At 70.1% G+C, this 17,060-nt stretch carries 14 protein-coding genes; 8 read left to right on the top strand and 6 right to left on the bottom strand.

Annotated elements, in window-relative coordinates; all coding sequences use genetic code 11:
* The first annotated feature begins 1 nt into the window (after nt 1).
* Entirely contained in the window at nt 2-2,527 is a 2,526-nt protein-coding gene (gene nirB / locus RIU97_RS27230) for a nitrite reductase large subunit NirB (RefSeq protein ID WP_404960205.1), read from the top strand.
* On the top strand, nt 2,524-2,856 hold the full coding sequence (gene nirD / locus RIU97_RS27225; RefSeq protein WP_030711012.1) for a nitrite reductase small subunit NirD: 333 nt from the start codon (nt 2,524-2,526) through the stop codon (nt 2,854-2,856). The genes nirB and nirD overlap by 4 nt, the downstream gene beginning before the upstream one ends.
* A gap of 26 nt (nt 2,857-2,882) precedes the next feature.
* On the opposite strand, the gene RIU97_RS27220 is transcribed toward nirD, so the two are convergent.
* Complete coding sequence (locus RIU97_RS27220) at nt 2,883-3,290, bottom strand: VOC family protein (RefSeq protein WP_401245362.1); 408 nt, start codon at nt 3,288-3,290, stop codon at nt 2,883-2,885.
* 287 nt (nt 3,291-3,577) lie between these two features.
* Between RIU97_RS27220 and RIU97_RS27215 the strand changes: the two genes are divergently transcribed.
* Nucleotides 3,578-4,738, top strand: a complete 1,161-nt coding sequence (locus RIU97_RS27215; RefSeq protein WP_404960204.1) for an alkaline phosphatase PhoX — start codon at nt 3,578-3,580, stop codon at nt 4,736-4,738.
* A gap of 166 nt (nt 4,739-4,904) precedes the next feature.
* Here the strand turns inward: RIU97_RS27215 and RIU97_RS27210 are convergent, their stop codons facing one another.
* From RIU97_RS27210 to dusB, 3 genes are all read right to left on the bottom strand, one after another.
* A complete protein-coding gene (locus RIU97_RS27210; protein WP_404960203.1) occupies nt 4,905-5,903 on the bottom strand; it encodes a helix-turn-helix domain-containing protein in 999 nt (332 codons plus the stop codon).
* Between the two features lie 387 nt (nt 5,904-6,290).
* Complete coding sequence (ppdK, locus tag RIU97_RS27205) at nt 6,291-8,999, bottom strand: pyruvate, phosphate dikinase (RefSeq protein WP_404960202.1); 2,709 nt, start codon at nt 8,997-8,999, stop codon at nt 6,291-6,293.
* A 364-nt stretch (nt 9,000-9,363) separates the two neighbouring features.
* Nucleotides 9,364-10,524 carry a tRNA dihydrouridine synthase DusB gene (gene dusB, locus RIU97_RS27200; protein ID WP_404962952.1) on the bottom strand — a complete coding sequence of 387 codons (1,161 nt, stop codon included), beginning with the start codon at nt 10,522-10,524 and terminating at the stop codon, nt 9,364-9,366.
* 34 nt (nt 10,525-10,558) lie between these two features.
* On the opposite strand from dusB, the gene RIU97_RS27195 reads away from it, so the two are divergent.
* A complete protein-coding gene (locus RIU97_RS27195) occupies nt 10,559-12,007 on the top strand; it encodes an MFS transporter (RefSeq protein ID WP_404960201.1) in 1,449 nt (482 codons plus the stop codon).
* Between the two features lie 72 nt (nt 12,008-12,079).
* Here the strand turns inward: RIU97_RS27195 and RIU97_RS27190 are convergent, their stop codons facing one another.
* Nucleotides 12,080-12,535 carry a MarR family winged helix-turn-helix transcriptional regulator gene (locus tag RIU97_RS27190; RefSeq protein WP_404960200.1) on the bottom strand — a complete coding sequence of 152 codons (456 nt, stop codon included), beginning with the start codon at nt 12,533-12,535 and terminating at the stop codon, nt 12,080-12,082.
* A gap of 79 nt (nt 12,536-12,614) precedes the next feature.
* Here RIU97_RS27190 and RIU97_RS27185 point away from each other — a divergent pair, with 79 nt between their 5' ends.
* From RIU97_RS27185 to RIU97_RS27170, 4 genes are all read left to right on the top strand, one after another.
* Nucleotides 12,615-12,971 (top strand): DoxX family protein, encoded by a 357-nt coding sequence (locus RIU97_RS27185; RefSeq protein WP_404960199.1) that lies wholly within the window; start codon nt 12,615-12,617, stop codon nt 12,969-12,971.
* Between the two features lie 54 nt (nt 12,972-13,025).
* Entirely contained in the window at nt 13,026-14,060 is a 1,035-nt protein-coding gene (locus RIU97_RS27180; RefSeq protein WP_404960198.1) for an aldo/keto reductase, read from the top strand.
* A 21-nt stretch (nt 14,061-14,081) separates the two neighbouring features.
* Nucleotides 14,082-14,675, top strand: a complete 594-nt coding sequence (locus tag RIU97_RS27175; protein ID WP_404960197.1) for a TetR family transcriptional regulator — start codon at nt 14,082-14,084, stop codon at nt 14,673-14,675.
* Between the two features lie 150 nt (nt 14,676-14,825).
* A complete protein-coding gene (locus RIU97_RS27170) occupies nt 14,826-15,536 on the top strand; it encodes a VC0807 family protein (protein ID WP_404960196.1) in 711 nt (236 codons plus the stop codon).
* Nucleotides 15,537-15,615: 79 nt separating this feature from the next.
* On the opposite strand, the gene RIU97_RS27165 is transcribed toward RIU97_RS27170, so the two are convergent.
* Complete coding sequence (locus RIU97_RS27165; protein WP_404960195.1) at nt 15,616-16,998, bottom strand: glycine--tRNA ligase; 1,383 nt, start codon at nt 16,996-16,998, stop codon at nt 15,616-15,618.
* Nucleotides 16,999-17,060 lie beyond the last annotated feature (62 nt).

Raw genomic sequence — 17,060 nt, 5'->3', positions numbered from 1 at the left:
CATGCCCGAGCCCCTGCCCACGATCGTGCTCATCGGGCACGGCATGGTCGGCCAGCGCTACCTCGAAGCGCTCGCCGAGCGCGGAGTCACCGCCACGCACCGGATCACCGTGCTCTGCGAGGAGCCCCGGCCCGCCTACGACCGTGTGCACCTGACCTCGTACTTCTCCGGCAGCACCGCCGACGACCTGTCCATGACCCCCGCCGGGTTCATGGAGGAGCACGGCATCGCCCTCCACCTCGACGACCCCGCCGAACACGTCGACCGGGCCGCCCGTACCGTCACGTCCCGCTCGGGGCAGGTGTTCCCGTACGACGTGCTGGTCCTGGCGACCGGCAGCTATCCCTTCGTGCCGCCCGTCCCGGGCAAGGACGCCCCCGGCTGCTTCGTCTACCGCACGATCGAGGACCTCCTCGCGATCGAGGAGTACGCCAAGACCCGGACCAGCGGCGCGGTCGTCGGCGGCGGGCTGCTCGGGCTGGAGGCGGCCGGCGCCCTGCAGGGGCTCGGCCTCACCACCCGCATCGTCGAGTTCGCCCCGCGGCTGATGCCCGTCCAGGTCGACGAGGGCGGCGGCGCCGCCCTGCTGCGCACCATCGAGTCCATGGGCCTGACCGTCCACACCGGGGTCGGCACCCAGGAGGTGGTGACCGGCGAGGACGGCCACGTCAGCGGCATGCGGCTGTCCGACGGCTCCACCGTCGACACCGACCTCGTCGTCTTCTCCGCGGGGGTCCGCCCCCGCGACCAGCTGGCCCGCGACGCCGGGCTGGACGTCGGCGAGCGCGGCGGCATCGCGGTCGACGCCCGCTGCCGCACCTCCGATCCGCACGTCTACGCCATCGGCGAGTGCGCCCTCGCCGTCGACGGCCGGGTCTACGGCCTGGTCGCGCCCGGCTACGAGATGGCCGAGACCGCCGCCGACGACCTGCTGGGCCGGGAGAAGGAGTTCACCGGCGCCGACCTCTCCACCAAGCTCAAGCTCCTCGGCGTGGACGTGGCCTCCTTCGGCGACGCCCACGGCAACGCCCCCGGCAGCCTCGACGTCGTCTGGTCGGACTCCCGGTCCGGCGTCTACAAGAAGCTGGTCGTCTCCCCCGACGGGGTCCTGCTCGGCGGGGTCCTGGTCGGCGACGCCGACGCGTACGGGCTGCTGCGCCCGCTCACCGGCAGCGTCCCGCCCGTCGCCCCCGAGCAGCTGGTGCTGCCCGCCGGGGTCGGCGCGCCCGTCGCGCTCGGCCCGTCCTCGCTCCCCGACCACGCCGTGATCTGCTCCTGCCACAACGTCACGAAGAAGGCCATCGCCGCCTGCGCCACCCTCGCCGAGGTCAAGAAGTGCACCAAGGCGGGCACCGGCTGCGGCAGTTGCGTCAAGGTGATCGGCCAGCTGCTGCCGGCGGCCGCCGACAAGGGCCTGTGCGGCTGCTTCCCGTACACCCGCTCCGAGCTGTACGAGATCGTCCGCACCCGGCGGCTGACCTCGTACGAGCAGCTCCTCGACGGCCACGGCCGCCCGGAGGCCCGCGGCGGCGACGGCTGCGAGGTCTGCAAGCCGACCGTCGGCTCGATCATCGCCTCGCTCGCCCCGACCCTCGGGGCCAGCGGCTACGTCCTGGACGGGGAGCAGGCCGCCCTCCAGGACACCAACGACCACTTCCTGGCGAACATGCAGCGCAACGGCTCGTACTCGGTCGTCCCGCGCATCCCCGGCGGTGAGATCACCCCCGACAAGCTGATCGTGATCGGCGAGGTGGCCCGCGACTTCGGCCTCTACACGAAGATCACCGGCGGCCAGCGGATCGACCTCTTCGGTGCGAGCGTGGACCAGCTCCCGCGGATCTGGGCGCGGCTCGTCGACGCCGGGTTCGAGTCCGGGCACGCGTACGGGAAGGCCCTGCGGACGGTGAAGTCCTGCGTGGGGCAGACCTGGTGCCGCTACGGGGTCCAGGACAGCGTCAGGATGGCCATCGACCTTGAGCTGCGCTACCGGGGGCTGCGCGCCCCGCACAAGCTCAAGTCGGCGGTGTCCGGCTGCGCCCGCGAGTGCGCGGAGGCGCAGAGCAAGGACTTCGGGGTCATCGCGACGGCGAGCGGCTGGAACCTCTACGTGGGCGGCAACGGCGGGGCCACCCCGCGCCACGCCGACCTCCTGGCCCAGGACCTGTCGGACGCGGAACTGGTCCGGCTGATCGACCGGTTCCTGATGTTCTACATCCGCACCGCCGACCGGCTGGAGCGGACCTCCACCTGGCTGGATCGGCTGGAGGGCGGCCTGGCGCACCTGCGGGACGTCATCGTGCACGACTCGCTCGGGCTGTGCGCGGAGCTGGAGTCCCTGATGGCCGACCACGTGGCGCACTACCGGGACGAGTGGGCCGAGACGCTCGAGGACCCGGAGCGGCTGCGCCGGTTCGTGTCCTTCGTGAACGCGCCCGGCGCCCCCGACCCGACCGTGAAGTTCGTCCCCGAGCGCGACCAGGTCAAGCCCGACCTGGCCGTCCTGACCATAGGAGGTGCCGTCCGATGACCGTGGAACTGCAAGTGGCGCAGGGCTGGCTGACGGTGTGCGAGCTGTCCTCGCTGGTCCCCGGGCGCGGGGTGGCCGCCCTGCTGCCCGACGGGAGCCAGGCCGCGGTGTTCGTCGACCGCGCGGGCCGCCCGTACGCCATCGGCAACCAGGACCCCTTCACCGGGGCGCACGTGCTCTCGCGCGGGCTGGTGGGGGCCGTGGCGGGCCGGCCGTTCGTGGCCTCGCCGCTGCTGAAGCAGCGCTTCGACCTGGAGTCGGGGCGCTGCCTGGACGACGAGGAGGTGGCGGTCCGGACCTACCCGGTGCGGACCGCCGCGACCTCGTGACCCCCTGACCCCGTGGTGCGGGGCGGTCAGCCCTGGACCACGGACGGGTCCATCCACATGATCTCCCAGGTGTGGCCGTCGAGGTCGTCGAAGGCGCGGCCGTACATGACGCCGTGGTCCTGGGCGGGGCGGGGCTCGGTGGCGCCGGCCGCCAGGGCCCCGTCCACCAGCTCGTCGACGGCGGTGCGGCTGGGGGCGCTGAGACAGAGCAGCACCTCGGAGGTCTTCGTGGCGTCCGCGATCTCCTTGTGGGTGAAGTCCTTGTAGCGGTCCTCGGTCAGGAGCATCGCGACGATGGTGTCGCTGATGACCATCGAGGCGCAGTTCTCGTCGGTGAACTGGGCGTTGAAGGTGTAGCCCAGCTTGCCCCAGAAGGTCTTGCTGGCCTCCAGGTCCTTGACCGGCAGGTTGACGAAGATCATGGTGGCGGACATCGAGGTCCCTCTTCTCTCGGGTGCGGTGCTCGGTGCGTGCTGCTCGGTGCTTTCGGGAGGTAGACCGCGGGGCCGGGAGGAACTCATCGCTCCCGCGGGAAGTTTTTTCCGGGCAGCGGATCCCGCCGTGGGCCGCACCGCGGCACGGCCGGAGGATTGCACGTCGAGCGGTCGCTCGTGCGTAATGAGGAGTTGGCGCCCCGGCAACTGGCGCCCCCTAGGTTCCTCGACGCGTGCGACCCCGCGCTCGACCGGGTGCGGGGTGCCTTCCTCCCACAGGAGTGACCGTGGAACGTCGTACCTTCCTGCGCGGCGCCGTCATCGGCTCGTCGGCCGCCGCCTTCGGCGGCACGTTGATGCACGGAGCCGCCTACGCGGCGCCCGCCCAGCCCGGCACCGGACCCTACGGGGCGCTCGGCGCGGCGGACGCCAACGGCATCATGCTCCCCAGCGGCTTCAGCAGCCGGGTGATCGCCCGCTCGGGCCAGACCGTCAGCGGCACCTCGTACACCTGGCACAACGCCCCCGACGGCGGCGCGTGTTTCGCCGACGGCTCGGGCTGGATCTACGTGTCCAACTCGGAGATCAACCCCTCCGGCGGGGCGAGCGCGGTGAAGTTCAACTCCTCCGGCACCGTCACCGGCGCCTACCGGATCCTCTCCAACACCCGGCAGAACTGCGCGGGCGGCAAGACCCCGTGGAACACCTGGCTGTCCTGCGAGGAGGTCGACCGCGGCTTCGTCTACGAGACCGACCCGTACGGCGTGAACGCGTCCGTACAGCGCCCCGCGATGGGCCGCTTCAAGCACGAGGCGGCCGCCGCCGACCCGGTGCGCCAGGTGATCTACCTGACCGAGGACGAGACGAGCGGCTGCTTCTACCGGTTCATCCCGACCACCTGGGGCAACCTCTCCTCCGGCACCCTCCAGGTCCTCAAGGCCGGCACCGCCACGTCGGGCTCCTTCACCTGGGCCAACGTCCCCGACCCGGACGGCTCGCCGACCGCGACCCGCAGCCAGGTGTCCGGCTCGAAGAAGTTCAACGGCGGCGAGGGCTGCCACTACGCCAACGACACGGTCTGGTTCACCACCAAGGGCGACAACCGCGTCTGGCAGCTCAACCTCACCAACAACACGTACGAGCTGGCCTACGACGACTCCCTCGTCCCCGGCGGGGCGGCCCCGCTGACGGGCGTCGACAACGTCACCGGATCCTCCTTCGGCGACCTGTACGTCGCCGAGGACGGCGGCAACATGGAGATCTGCGTGATCACCCCGGACGACGTGGTGGCGCCCTTCCTGCGGATCACCGGCCAGTCCTCCTCGGAGATCACCGGCCCGGCCTTCTCCCCGGCCGGCAACCGCCTCTACTTCTCCAGCCAGCGCGGCACGAGCGGCAGCTCCTCCGCCGGCATCACGTACGAGGTAACGGGCCCCTTCCGCGTCTGAGGCGCGGGGCGGAGCCCCGATCCCCAACCACACCATCCAACCCCGCCGCACCATCCAGCTCCGCCGGCGTTTGAGGCGCGGGGCCCGGGGCGGAGCCCCGGCAACGGCGCCGCACCCGCACAACCGGCCGCACCCCCACGGGCAACCCCGCAGGGGTGCGGCCCCGTCACGAGGCCACGGCCCCGCCCTTCAGCAGCGCAGCGCCCAGCGGCGTCACGGTGTGCAGCACCGCGTTCCCCCGCCGCAGCGTGGTGACCAGCCCCGCCTCCCGCATCACGCACGCGTGCTGACTCGCCGAGGCCAGCGAGACCCCGGCCCGGCGGGCCAGCTCACTGGTGGTCGCCCCGTCCCCTATGGCCCGCAGCACCACCGAGCGGGTGTGCCCCACCAGCTTGCCGAGGGTGCGCTGGCGCTGCTCCTCCACGGGCCGCGCCGCCTCACCCCCCGCCGGCGCCGAAGCCAACTGCGCCGCCGCCGGATAGACCAGCACCGGCGGCAGCTCCGGATCGTGCAGCGTCACCGCGGTGCGCCGGCAGAAGAACGACGGCTGGAGCAGCAGCCCGCGCCCCCGCAGCCGTACGTCCCGGTCCACCGGGTAGTCGCACTCCAGCACCGGCGCCCGCCAGCGCAGCATCGGCGGCAGCGAGGCCAGGAGTTCGTCCGCGCCCCCGTCCAGCAGGGCCCGGCCGCGCGCGGCCCGCTCGGCCTCGATCTGGGCCTGGATATGCGTCCAGTAGGGCTCCACGGCCGCCCGGTGGTACGCGCGCAGCTCTCCCATCAGCCTCGGCAGGTGCTTGGCTCCGCCGTCCATGAACTCCCGTAGGCGCGGCGTCACCGCCGCACCGGCGGCAAGCAGCTGCAGCTCGTGCCGCATGCGCTCGGGACGGATGCCGCGCAGCGCGTCGAGGCCCACGTCCCACCCGTACTGCCCCTCCACAGGGGTCAAAAAATCGGGAAAATAACCACGGCTCGGTATGAGCATACCGAGCGTGCGTGTTTCACTATTCAACCTGCTCCGGGTTTCCGTACGCCATTCACCGAACAACCGGGCATCGCGCCGGTCTCTTAAGCGGTGAAAGCTGAGAATCGTTTCCCACAACGCATCGGGACGCCCTGCCATCCGTACGCGTGCCAGGTCCACTCCAGTGAAATGGATACGCAGCACCGAACCCCCACCTGTGCAACCGCAATCCCCCCGCTCCATGAGTATGCATGCCGTCACACGTGGTCACCACGCCCTTTCGGCCACAGTTGAAACCCCTTTCGGCAGGGGCGTGACAACCGAAATCCTGTACTCCGCCGGGCACACTCCGGTGCGACCGAAACGCTCCGCGAAGGCCGTGGGGGGCTTTGCGGGGCCTGGCGGTCGGTCGCACCGGGAAGCGCCGACGTGCCCGGCAGAATGACAGCGGCGGTGGACGGGTGGGGATCCGTCCACCGCCTGCTGGCGTAAAGATTTGTTGAACACCGGAAATAGGCGCGCCCGCCGCCGGGCAGTCAGGGAACCCGGGGGCAGGCGCGGTCTATGGGAGCCCTTGGCAGGGCCGGTGGGTCAGCGGCTGTCGCTGCCCTTCGCCTCGGCGGCCGCGCGACCGGCCTCCAGGCGCGCCACCGGAATCCGGAAGGGCGAGCAGGAGACGTAGTCGAGGCCGACCTCGTGGAAGAAGTGGACGGACTCGGGGTCGCCGCCGTGCTCGCCGCAGACGCCGAGCTTGAGGTCGGGGCGGGTGGCCCGGCCGGCCTGGACCGCGCTGCGGACCAGCGCGCCGACGCCGTCCTTGTCGATGGTCTCGAAGGGCGAGACCCCGAAGATGCCCTTCTCGAGGTACGCGGTGAAGAAGCTGGCCTCGACGTCGTCGCGGGAGAAGCCCCACACCGTCTGGGTCAGGTCGTTCGTACCGAAGGAGAAGAACTGCGCGGCCTCGGCGATCTGGGCGGCCGTCAGGGCGGCGCGCGGCAGCTCGATCATGGTGCCGATGGACAGCTTGAGGCTGGTGCCCGTGGCGGCCTCGACCTCGGCGATGACCTGGTCGGCCTCCTCGCGGACGATCTCCAGCTCCTGGACGGTGCCGACGAGCGGGACCATGATCTCGGCGCGGGGGTCGCCCTTGGCGTTCTTGCGCTCGGCCGCGGCCTCGGCGATCGCCCGGACCTGCATCTTGAACAGGCCGGGGATGACCAGGCCGAGGCGGACGCCGCGCAGACCCAGCATCGGGTTCTGCTCGTGCAGCTTGTGCACGGCCTGGAGCAGGCGCAGGTCGTTCTCGTTGGCGTCCTGGCGGGACTCGGCGAGGGCGACGCGCACCGACAGCTCGGTGATGTCGGGGAGGAACTCGTGCAGCGGCGGGTCGAGCAGGCGGACGGTGACGGGCAGGCCGTCCATCGCCTCGAACAGCTCGACGAAGTCCTTCTTCTGCAGCGGCAGGAGGGCACTGAGTGCCTCCTCGCGCTCGCCGTCGGTGTCCGCGAGGATCAGTCGCTCCACCAGTTCGCGGCGCTCGCCGAGGAACATGTGCTCGGTGCGGCACAGGCCGATGCCCTGGGCGCCGAAGCGGCGGGCGCGCAGCGCGTCCTCGGCGTTGTCGGCGTTGGCGCGCACCCGCAGGCGGCGGACGCGGTCCGCGTAGGCCATGATCCGGTGCACGGCGGCGACGAGCTCGTCGGCGTCGTCGGCGCCGGCGTGCATGCGGCCCTCGAAGTACTCGACGACCGGCGACGGTACGACGGGTACCTCACCCAGGTACACCTTGCCGGTGGAGCCGTCGATGGAGACGACGTCGCCCTCTTCGATGACCGTGTCGCCGACCGTCATGCGGCGGCGCTTGGTGTCGACGTCGAGCTCCTCGGCGCCGCAGACACAGGTCTTGCCCATGCCGCGGGCGACGACGGCCGCGTGCGAGGTCTTGCCGCCGCGCGAGGTCAGGATGCCCTCGGAGGCGATCATGCCGTCCAGGTCGTCCGGGTTGGTCTCGCGGCGGATCAGGATGACCTTCTCGCCGGAGCGGGACCACTTGACGGCCGTGTAGGAGTCGAAGACGGCCTTGCCGACGGCCGCGCCCGGGGAGGCGGCGATGCCGCGGCCGAGCAGGGTGGTCTTGGCGCCCTCGTCGAAGCGCGGGAACATCAGCTGCGCCAGCTGGTGACCGGTGACGCGCTGGAGGGCCTCGGCCTCGTCGATCAGGCCCTGGTCCACGAGCTGGGTGGCGATGCGGAAGGCGGCGCCGGCGGTGCGCTTGCCGACACGGGTCTGGAGCATCCACAGCTGACCGCGCTCGATGGTGAACTCGATGTCGCAGAGATCCTTGTAGTGGGTCTCCAGCGTCGTCATGATCGTCATGAGCTGGTCGTACGAGGCCTTGTCGATGGCCTCCAGGTCCGCGAGCGGCACGGTGTTGCGGATGCCCGCGACCACGTCCTCGCCCTGGGCGTTCTGGAGGTAGTCGCCGTAGACGCCCGCGTGGCCGCTGGCGGGGTCACGGGTGAAGGCGACGCCGGTGCCGGAGTCGGGGCCCAGGTTGCCGAAGACCATGGAGCAGATGTTGACCGCGGTGCCCAGGTCGCTCGGGATGCGCTCCTGGCGGCGGTAGAGCTTGGCGCGGTCGGTGTTCCACGAGTTGAAGACGGCCTCGACGGCGAGGTCCATCTGCTCGCGGGCGTCCTGCGGGAACTCGCGGCCGGCTTCCTTCGCCACGATCTTCTTGAAGTGCTTGACCAGCTTCTTCAGGTCGGCGGCGTCGAGGTCGGTGTCGACGGTGACCTTCTTGGCGGCCTTGGCCTCGTCGAGGGCGTCCTCGAAGAGCTCGCCCTCGACGCCGAGGACGGTCTTGCCGAACATCTGGATGAGGCGGCGGTACGAGTCCCACGCGAAGCGCTCGTCACCGGCCTGGGAGGCGAGGCCGGTCACGGACTCGTCGGAGAGACCGATGTTCAGGACGGTGTCCATCATGCCGGGCATCGAGAACTTGGCGCCGGAGCGGACGGAGACCAGCAGCGGGTCGTCCGACTGTCCGAGCTTCTTGCCCATCTTCGACTCGAGGGCCGCAAGGTGGGCGCTGACCTCTTCGCGCAGCGCGGCCGGGGCCGTGCCGCTGTCGAGGTAGACCTTGCAGGCCTCGGTGGTGATGGTGAAGCCGGGAGGGACCGGCAGACCCAGGTTGGTCATCTCGGCGAGGTTGGCACCCTTGCCGCCGAGAAGGTCCTTGAGGTCGCGGTTTCCCTCGGTGAAGTCGTAGACGAACTTCTGATCTTTGTTTTCCGACACGGGTCTCGACTCCTCGAGGCTCGGTGGCTGCCCTGACGGCCAGGAACATACCCAGATCGAAGGCTTCTGGGTACGTCCACTTGGTCGTCATACGGCTGTAACCACCCGTGCGCCAGCAGATCGAAAGTAACTCATGGGTCATCAGAAAGCCCGAATAGCCTTCACCTCTCGAAGGGGGAGGGGGTTTCTGAGGCCTGATCACGCTCGGATGAGCGATCATCGATCCATTTGCGTTCAAGAGTTGAACGCACAAAGGGTGGCACCCAGTGCCACCCTTTGAAAGTCTTACCCGTGACTTTAGTGCTCATCTGAGCGAAACTCTTCCCATGCGTGGCGTATATCACGCGCCACGGAGGGCGATTTGTCAGCCTCCGGAGGTGTCCAGTTCAGCGTCCTCGCTCACACCCGCGCAGTCGTACGGGTCCTTCAGCCAGCCCTCTGGCAGGACAACTCGGTTGTTTCCGGACGTCCGACCGCGCGGGCCGTCCGCACTCTCGGGCCATGCTTGGTCCAGGTCCAGCTCGCTCAGATGAGCATCCAGCTCGGCCAGCGAAGAAGTGACCGCGAGCTTCTTGCGCATCTCGGACCCGACCGAGAAGCCCTTCAGGTACCAGGCCACGTGCTTACGGAAGTCGATCACCCCGCGCGCCTCGTCGCCGATCCACTCCCCCAGCAGCTGTGCGTGCCGGTGCATGGTGGCCGCGACCTCGCGCAGCGTCGGCTTGTGGAAGTCCTCCGGGCGGCCCTCGAAGGCCGCCACCAGGTCGTTGAACAGCCACGGCCGCCCCAGGCAGCCGCGGCCCACGACCACGCCGTCGCAGCCCGTCTCGCGGACCATGCGCAGGGCGTCCTCGGCGCACCAGATGTCGCCGTTGCCGAGCACCGGGATCTCCGGCACGTGCTCCTTGAGCCGTGCGATGGCGTCCCAGTCGGCGGTGCCGCCGTAGTGCTGGGCCGTGGTCCGCCCGTGCAGGGCTATGGCGGTGACCCCCTCCTCGACGGCGATCCGGCCGGCGTCGAGGTAGGTGAGGTGGTCGTCGTTGATGCCCTTGCGCATCTTCATGGTCACCGGCAGGTCGCCGGCGCCCGCGACGGCCTCGCGGAGGATCGCGCGGAGCAGGTTGCGCTTGTACGGGAGGGCCGAGCCGCCACCCTTGCGGGTGACCTTGGGGACCGGGCAGCCGAAGTTGAGGTCGATGTGGTCGGCGCGGTCCTCTTCGACGATCATCCGGACCGCCTTGCCGACCGTCGCCGGGTCGACCCCGTACAGCTGAATCGAGCGAGGCTTCTCGGTCTCGTCGAAGTGGATCAGCTGCATGGTCTTCTCGTTGCGCTCGACCAGGGCGCGGGTCGTGATCATCTCGCTCACGAACAGCCCCTTGCCGCCCGAGAACTCCCGGCAGAGGGTACGGAACGGGGCATTGGTGATGCCGGCCATGGGCGCGAGCACCACCGGGGGCTGCACGGTGTGCGGGCCGATCGCGAGAGGCGGAGGAAGCGTGGTCATCCGCCCATTGTCCCGCATGCCGAGGGGGTGGGGCAGACGTAGCATCGGCGGCATGATCGAGCCGAGTCCCCGGCAGCGCATGCTCGTCCTGGCGATCTGCTGCATGAGCCTGCTGATCGTCAGCCTCGACAACACCGTGCTCAACGTCGCGCTCCCGTCGATGCGCCGTGAACTCGACGCCTCGGTCGCGGGGCTGCAGTGGACCATCGACGCGTACACCCTGGTCCTGGCCTCGCTGCTGATGCTCGCGGGCTCCACGGCCGACCGGATCGGCCGCCGCAAGGTGTTCGTCGCCGGCCTGCTGGCCTTCACGGCCGGCTCCCTGCTGTGCTCGCTCGCCCCCAGCCTCGGCTGGCTCATCGTCTTCCGGATGGTGCAGGCGATCGGCGGCGCGATGCTCAACCCGGTGGCGATGTCGATCATCACCAACACCTTCACGGACCCGGCCGAGCGGGCCCGGGCCATCGGCGTGTGGGGCGCGGTCGGGGGTGTCTCCATGGCCGCGGGGCCCCTGATCGGCGGAGTGCTGGTGGACTCCGTGGGCTGGCGCTCGATCTTCCTGATCAACCTGCCGATCGGTCTGGCGGCGCTCGTGCTGACCCTGCGCCACATCCCTGAGTCCCGGGCGGCCCGGCCGCGGCGTCCGGACCCTGTGGGTCAGGTGCTGGTCATCGCGCTGCTCGGCAGTCTGACCTACGGGATCATCGAGGCCCCGGCGGCCGGCTGGCGTTCGCCGCTGATCATGGGGTGCGCGGTGGTGGCGGTGGCCTCCCTCGTGGGGCTGCTGGTCTACGAGCCCCGGCGCGAGGACCCCCTGATCGATCTCCGGTTCTTCCGGAGCGCGCCCTTCAGCGGCTCGACCGTGATCGCGATCAGCGCCTTCGCCGGACTGGCCGGCTTCCTCTTCCTGAACACGCTGTACCTCCAGGACGTACGGGGGCTCAGCGCCCTGCACGCCGGGCTCTACATGCTGCCGATGGCGGCGCTGACCGTCCTGTTCGCCCCGCTGGCGGGGCGGCTGGTCGGCAGCCGGGGGCCGCGGATCTGCCTGCTGATCGCGGGCGTGGCGATGGCGGCGAGCGGGCTGCTGTTCGCCCTGTTCGAGGCCGAGACGTCCAACCCGCTCCTGTTCACCGGGTACGTGCTGTTCGGGCTCGGCTTCGGCATGGTGAACGCGCCGATCACCAATACGGCGGTATCGGGGATGCCCCGCTCCCAGGCGGGCGTCGCGGCCGCCATCGCCTCGACCAGCCGGCAGACCGGCGGCACGCTGGGCGTCGCGGTCATCGGCTCGGTCCTGGCGGCGGGGCTGGCCAGTGGCTCCGACTTCTCCGGGGCGGCGCAGCCGGCCTGGTGGATCATCACGCTGTGCGGGCTGGCGGTGCTGGTCGTGGGTGCGGTGACGAGCGGGAACTGGGCCCGTGCGACGGCGGAGCGCACGGCCCGCACCCTGGAGGAGCCCGTCAGTGCGTCCGCGGCCGCGGGTTCGCCGCGGGGCTGACGGCACGCCTGACCGCGGGCCTGGCCGTGCGCCTGACCGTGCGCCTGGCCGTGCGGCCGGCCCGTACGGGGCCTACTCGTCGCAGCTGAAGTCCTCGGCCGAGGTGTTGACCCGGTCGAGGAGGCCGCGCAGGAGCTCGCACTCCTGGTCCGACAGCCCCGCGAAGATGCCGCCTTCGACCTCGTCGAGGGCGGCGTTCGTCTTGCGCAGGGCGGCCTCCCCGGCGGTGGTGATGGCCACGTTGTGACGGCGCCGGTCGGCCGGGTCCCGGCGGCGTTCGGCCAGGCCGTCGCCCTCCAGGTCGTTCAGGATCCCGACGAGCACGCTCGGGTCCACCTCCAGCCGCTCGGCGAGTGCCCGCTGGCTGATGGGGCCGCCCTCCAGGTGCATCAGCGTCATCGCGTGCCGCGGGGTGAGCCCGGCGGCACTGAGCGCCCTCTTCATCCGGGTCTGGGTGACCGATCCGTGCCAGGCGAGCAGCAGGCCCAGCCGCTGCGGGGGGTGCGATCCGTCCTGATCTGCCGTCATGGTCCACATCGTAGCAATTGAGAAATGATTGCGTTGGAGACATTGTTGATGCTATTCAATGGTTTTACACCCTCGACCGTTGGAGACCTTCATGTTCCTCGCCTACGCCGTCGTCGGCGGCCTGCTCGCCATCGTCCTGGCCGCCTCCGCCACCTTCACCCTCCAGCGCAACGACCAGATCGTCGCCAGCATGCAGAAGGTCCAGGTCCCGGACTCGTGGCTGCCGCGACTGGCCACCCTCAAGGCGGCCGGGGCGATCGGCCTGGTCGCCGGCCTGTGGGTGACGCCGCTCGGCGTGGCCGCCGCCATCGGCGTGACCCTCTACTTCGTCGGCGCGGTCATCAGCCACCTGCGCGTCAAGGACTACGACCTCGCTCCGGCGGCCGTACTCACCCTGGTCGCGGCGGCGGTCCTGGCCCTGCGGATCCTCGCATGACACTGACGAGTGACAGATATTGAAATCTGTCACTCGTCATGCCATTCTCGTTCCATGACGAAGAACGAGAACATTCAGACGACCACCCTCGGCAGCACCGGTCCCTCCGTCTTCCCGCTGGGGCTGGGCTGCATGGGGATGTCCGCCCTCTATGGAGAGGCCGACCGCGCCGAGTCCCTGGCGACCATCCACGCCGCCCTGGACGCCGGCATCACGCTGCTCGACACCGGCGACTTCTACGGCATGGGCCACAACGAACTGCTGATCAACGAAGCCCTGCGCACGGCCCCCGCCGCGGCTCGCGAGCAAGCGCTGACCAGCGTGAAGTTCGGCGCGCTGCGCACGGTGGAGGGCGGGTTCACCGGCTATGACGGGCGCCCCGCGGCCGTCAAGAACTTCCTGGCCTACTCGCTCCAGCGGCTCGGCCGGGACCACATCGACATCTACCGGATCGCCCGCGTGGACCCGGACGTGCCGATCGAGGAGACCGTCGGGGCCATCGCCGAGGCGGTCCAGGCCGGGCACGTGCGCCACATCGGCCTGTCCGAGGTCGGCGCGGACACCCTGCGCCGGGCCGCCGCCGTGGCCCCGATATCCGACCTCCAGATCGAGTACTCGCTGATCTCCCGCGGCATCGAGGACGAGATCCTGCCGACCGCCCGCGAGCTCGGCATCGGGATCACGGCGTACGGAGTGCTGTCCCGCGGCCTGATCAGCGGCCACTTCACCCGCGACCGTGCGCTGGCCCCGGGCGACTTCCGCGGCATGAGCCCCCGCTTCCAGGGCGGGAACCTCGACCGGAACCTCGGCTTGGTCGACGCCCTGCGCAAGGTCGCCGAGGAGAAGGGGGTGAGCGTCGCCCAGACCGCGATCGCCTGGGTGCTCGCGCAGGGTCCCCGGCACGGCGTCGACATCGTGCCGCTGGTGGGCGCCCGGCGCCGGGACCGGCTCGCCGAGGCACTCGGTGCCATGGACATCACGTTCAGCGCCGCCGACCTGGCCGCCGTCGAAGAGGCCGTGCCCGCCGGGGCCGCGGCCGGAGAGAGGTATCCGGAGGCCCAGATGGCCCACCTCGACAGTGAGCGCTGAGCTGACGGTACGGTCGTACCCATGCCCCCCGCTGCCGCCGAGCCCCTGACCCCCGAGCGCATCCTCGAGACCACGGAGGAGGTGCTGCGCCGCTTCGGCCCCACCAAGGCGACCGTGGTGGACGTGGCGCGCGCGCTCGGCGTCAGCCACGGCAGTGTGTACCGGCACTTCCCCTCGAAGGCGGCGCTGCGCGAGGCCGTCACGGACCGCTGGCTCGCCAAGAGCGTGGTCCTGCTGGAGGAGATCACCTCGGCGTCCGCCGAGAGCGCCCCCTCCAAGCTGGAGGCGTGGCTCGCGGCCCTGTTCGAGGCCAAGCGCCACAAGGCGGGCGCGGATCCGGAACTGTTCGCGACGTACACCGTGCTCCTCGCCGAGAACAGCGGCGTGGTGGACGCGCATCTGGCCGAGCTGATCGACCAGCTGGCCCGGATCATCGCGGAGGGTGTCGCCGCCGGGACGCTCGCCGCCGAGGACGTGCCGGCCGCCGCCCGGGCGGTCTTCGATGCCACCGGCCGCTTCCACGACCCGCAGTACGCGGCCGACTGGCTCTCGCCCACGATCTTCACGGAGTTCGAGGCGGTCACCACACTGATCATCCGGGGCCTGCGCGCCTGACAGGCCCGTCCCGTCCCGGCCCGGCCTGTCCGGAACCTTGCGGTCCGGAGAATTTGATGATCATTTTGGGCGCGCTCGTCTTGTCCATGTCATCCCCATGTCCTTACGTTCCCCTTACCGCACTTCATCAGGCACGTTCCAGGGGGAACCTTGTCCGCCCAAGTAGCACGACCCGCGCCTCCCGCCCGCTCGGGGGCCGCGACCGCCATCGGCTGGATCCTGACCATCGGCCTCAACGTGGTCGCGCCGATCATCACGTACAACACGCTTGTCGACGACCACGGCTGGAGCGAGTTCTCGGCGCTGCTCCTCAGCAGCGCGTGGCCGGTGCTCGACAGCGCCATCAGCGTTGCCTGGCACCGCAAGCTCGACGAATTCGCCGTGGTCACCCTGGTGTTCATAGTGATCACGGCCGGGGTCTCGCTCGTCGGTGACCCCTCGGCGCGGGCTCTGCTGGTCAAGGACTCCGCCGTGACCGGGCTGTTCGGGCTGCTCTGCCTGTCCACGCTGCTGGCGCGCCGTCCGCTGATGTTCTACTTCGGCCGCAAGTTCGCCACCGACGGCACTCCCGAGAGCACCGCCTGGTGGAACGGCCTGTGGCAGTACGAGGGCTTCCGGACCACGATGACCCGCATGACCCTGGTCTGGGGCGTCGCGTACGTCATCGAGGCAGCCGTCCGCATCGCCCTGGCGTACACGCTGAGCACCAAGACCATGGTGACCCTCAGCCCGGTCATGATCTACGGGGTGCTCGGCGCTCTGGGCGTGTGGACCGCCCTGTACGGCAAGCGCTCCCAGGCTGAGGGCGAGCGCCGGGCCGCCGAGGCCGCCGCGGCGCAGGCCGGCGGCTCTGCGGCCTGACCTGCCACGAAGAAGACGAAAGACCGGTGGCCCGGTGCGCTTCTCGCGCACCGGGCCACCGGTCTTCGTGCGTCCTGGCCTAGCAGCCGAGCAGGCGGCTGCCGAGGTAGGTCTGGATCTGGTCCAGGGAGACGCGCTCCTGCTTCATGGTGTCGCGCTCGCGCACGGTCACCGCGTTGTCGTCCAGGGTGTCGAAGTCGACGGTGACGCAGAACGGCGTACCGATCTCGTCCTGGCGGCGGTAGCGGCGGCCGATGGCGCCCGCGTCGTCGAACTCGATGTTCCAGAACTTGCGCAGGTCGGCGGCGAGGCCCTTGGCCTTCGGCGACAGCTGCGCGTTGCGGGACAGCGGCAGGACGGCGACCTTGATCGGGGCCAGGCGCGGGTCGAAGCGCATCACGGTGCGCTTCTCCATGACGCCCTTGGCGTTCGGGGCCTCGTCCTCGACGTAGGCGTCGAGCATGAAGGCGAGCATGGCGCGGTTCACACCGGCCGCCGGCTCGATGACGTACGGGGTGTAGCGCTCCTTGGTCTCCTGGTCGAAGTACACGAGGTCCTGGCCGGAGGCGGCGGAGTGGGCCTTGAGGTCGAAGTCGGTGCGGTTGGCCACGCCTTCGAGCTCGGAGAACTCATTGCCACCGAAGTTGAAGCGGTACTCGATGTCGGCGGTGCGCTTCGAGTAGTGGGACAGCTTCTCCTTCGGGTGCTCGAACCAGCGGATGTTCTCCTCGCGGATGCCGAGGTCGCGGTACCAGTTCCACCGCTCCTGCATCCAGTACTCCTGCCACTGCTCGTCCTCGCCCGGCTTGACGAAGAACTCCATCTCCATCTGCTCGAACTCGCGCGTGCGGAAGATGAAGTTGCCGGGGGTGATCTCGTTGCGGAAGGACTTGCCCATCTGCGCGATGCCGAACGGGGGCTTCTTGCGCGCGACGGTCTGCACGGTGGCGTAGTTGGTGAAGATGCCCTGGGCGGTCTCGGGGCGCAGGTACGCCTTCGAGCCGGTGTCCTGGGTCGGGCCGAGGTGCGTCTCCAGCATGCCGGAGAACTGCTTGGGCTCGGTGAACTGGCCCTTCACGCCACAGTGGGGGCAGTTGATGTCGGCGAGGCCGTTGGCGGGCGGGCGGCCGTGCTTGGCCTCGTACGCCTCTTCAAGGTGGTCCGCGCGGTGCCGCTTGTGACAGGCGGTGCACTCGGTCAGCGGGTCCGAGAAGGTCGCGACGTGGCCGGAGGCCACCCAGACCTCGGGGGCCAGGATCACGGACGAGTCGATGCCGACGATGTCCTCACGCCCGGTCACCATCGCCTTCCACCACTGGCGCTTGATGTTCTCCTTGAGCTCGACACCCAGCGGGCCGTAATCCCAGGCGGCCTTGGAGCCGCCGTAGATCTCACTGCACGGGAAAACGAAGCCACGGCGCTTGCTCAGGCTGACGATGGTGTCGATCTTGTCGGCGGCCACGGTGCTCTCTTCATTACGAGGACGAACGGCGAAGTCTTTAGGTTACCGGCGCCCGCACCCCC

The organism is Streptomyces sp. 147326 (assembly GCF_045000215.1).
In the GTDB taxonomy this organism is placed as follows: Bacteria; Actinomycetota; Actinomycetes; order Streptomycetales; family Streptomycetaceae; genus Streptomyces.
Note: the sequence above shows the minus strand (reverse complement) of the source record. Positions and strands in the feature narration are given on the sequence as shown.

What these genes read in the sequence shown, in the direction of transcription:
- nirB (WP_404960205.1), top strand. Translation starts at nt 2, where the DNA reads ATGCCCGAGCCCCTGCCCACGATCGTGCTCATCGGGCACGGCATGGTC.
- nirD (WP_030711012.1), top strand. Translation starts at nt 2,524, where the DNA reads ATGACCGTGGAACTGCAAGTGGCGCAGGGCTGGCTGACGGTGTGCGAG.
- RIU97_RS27220 (WP_401245362.1), bottom strand. Translation starts at nt 3,290, where the DNA reads ATGTCCGCCACCATGATCTTCGTCAACCTGCCGGTCAAGGACCTGGAG.
- dusB (WP_404962952.1), bottom strand. Translation starts at nt 10,524, where the DNA reads ATGCGGGACAATGGGCGGATGACCACGCTTCCTCCGCCTCTCGCGATC.
- RIU97_RS27195 (WP_404960201.1), top strand. Translation starts at nt 10,559, where the DNA reads ATGATCGAGCCGAGTCCCCGGCAGCGCATGCTCGTCCTGGCGATCTGC.
- RIU97_RS27190 (WP_404960200.1), bottom strand. Translation starts at nt 12,535, where the DNA reads ATGACGGCAGATCAGGACGGATCGCACCCCCCGCAGCGGCTGGGCCTG.
- RIU97_RS27180 (WP_404960198.1), top strand. Translation starts at nt 13,026, where the DNA reads ATGACGAAGAACGAGAACATTCAGACGACCACCCTCGGCAGCACCGGT.
- RIU97_RS27175 (WP_404960197.1), top strand. Translation starts at nt 14,082, where the DNA reads ATGCCCCCCGCTGCCGCCGAGCCCCTGACCCCCGAGCGCATCCTCGAG.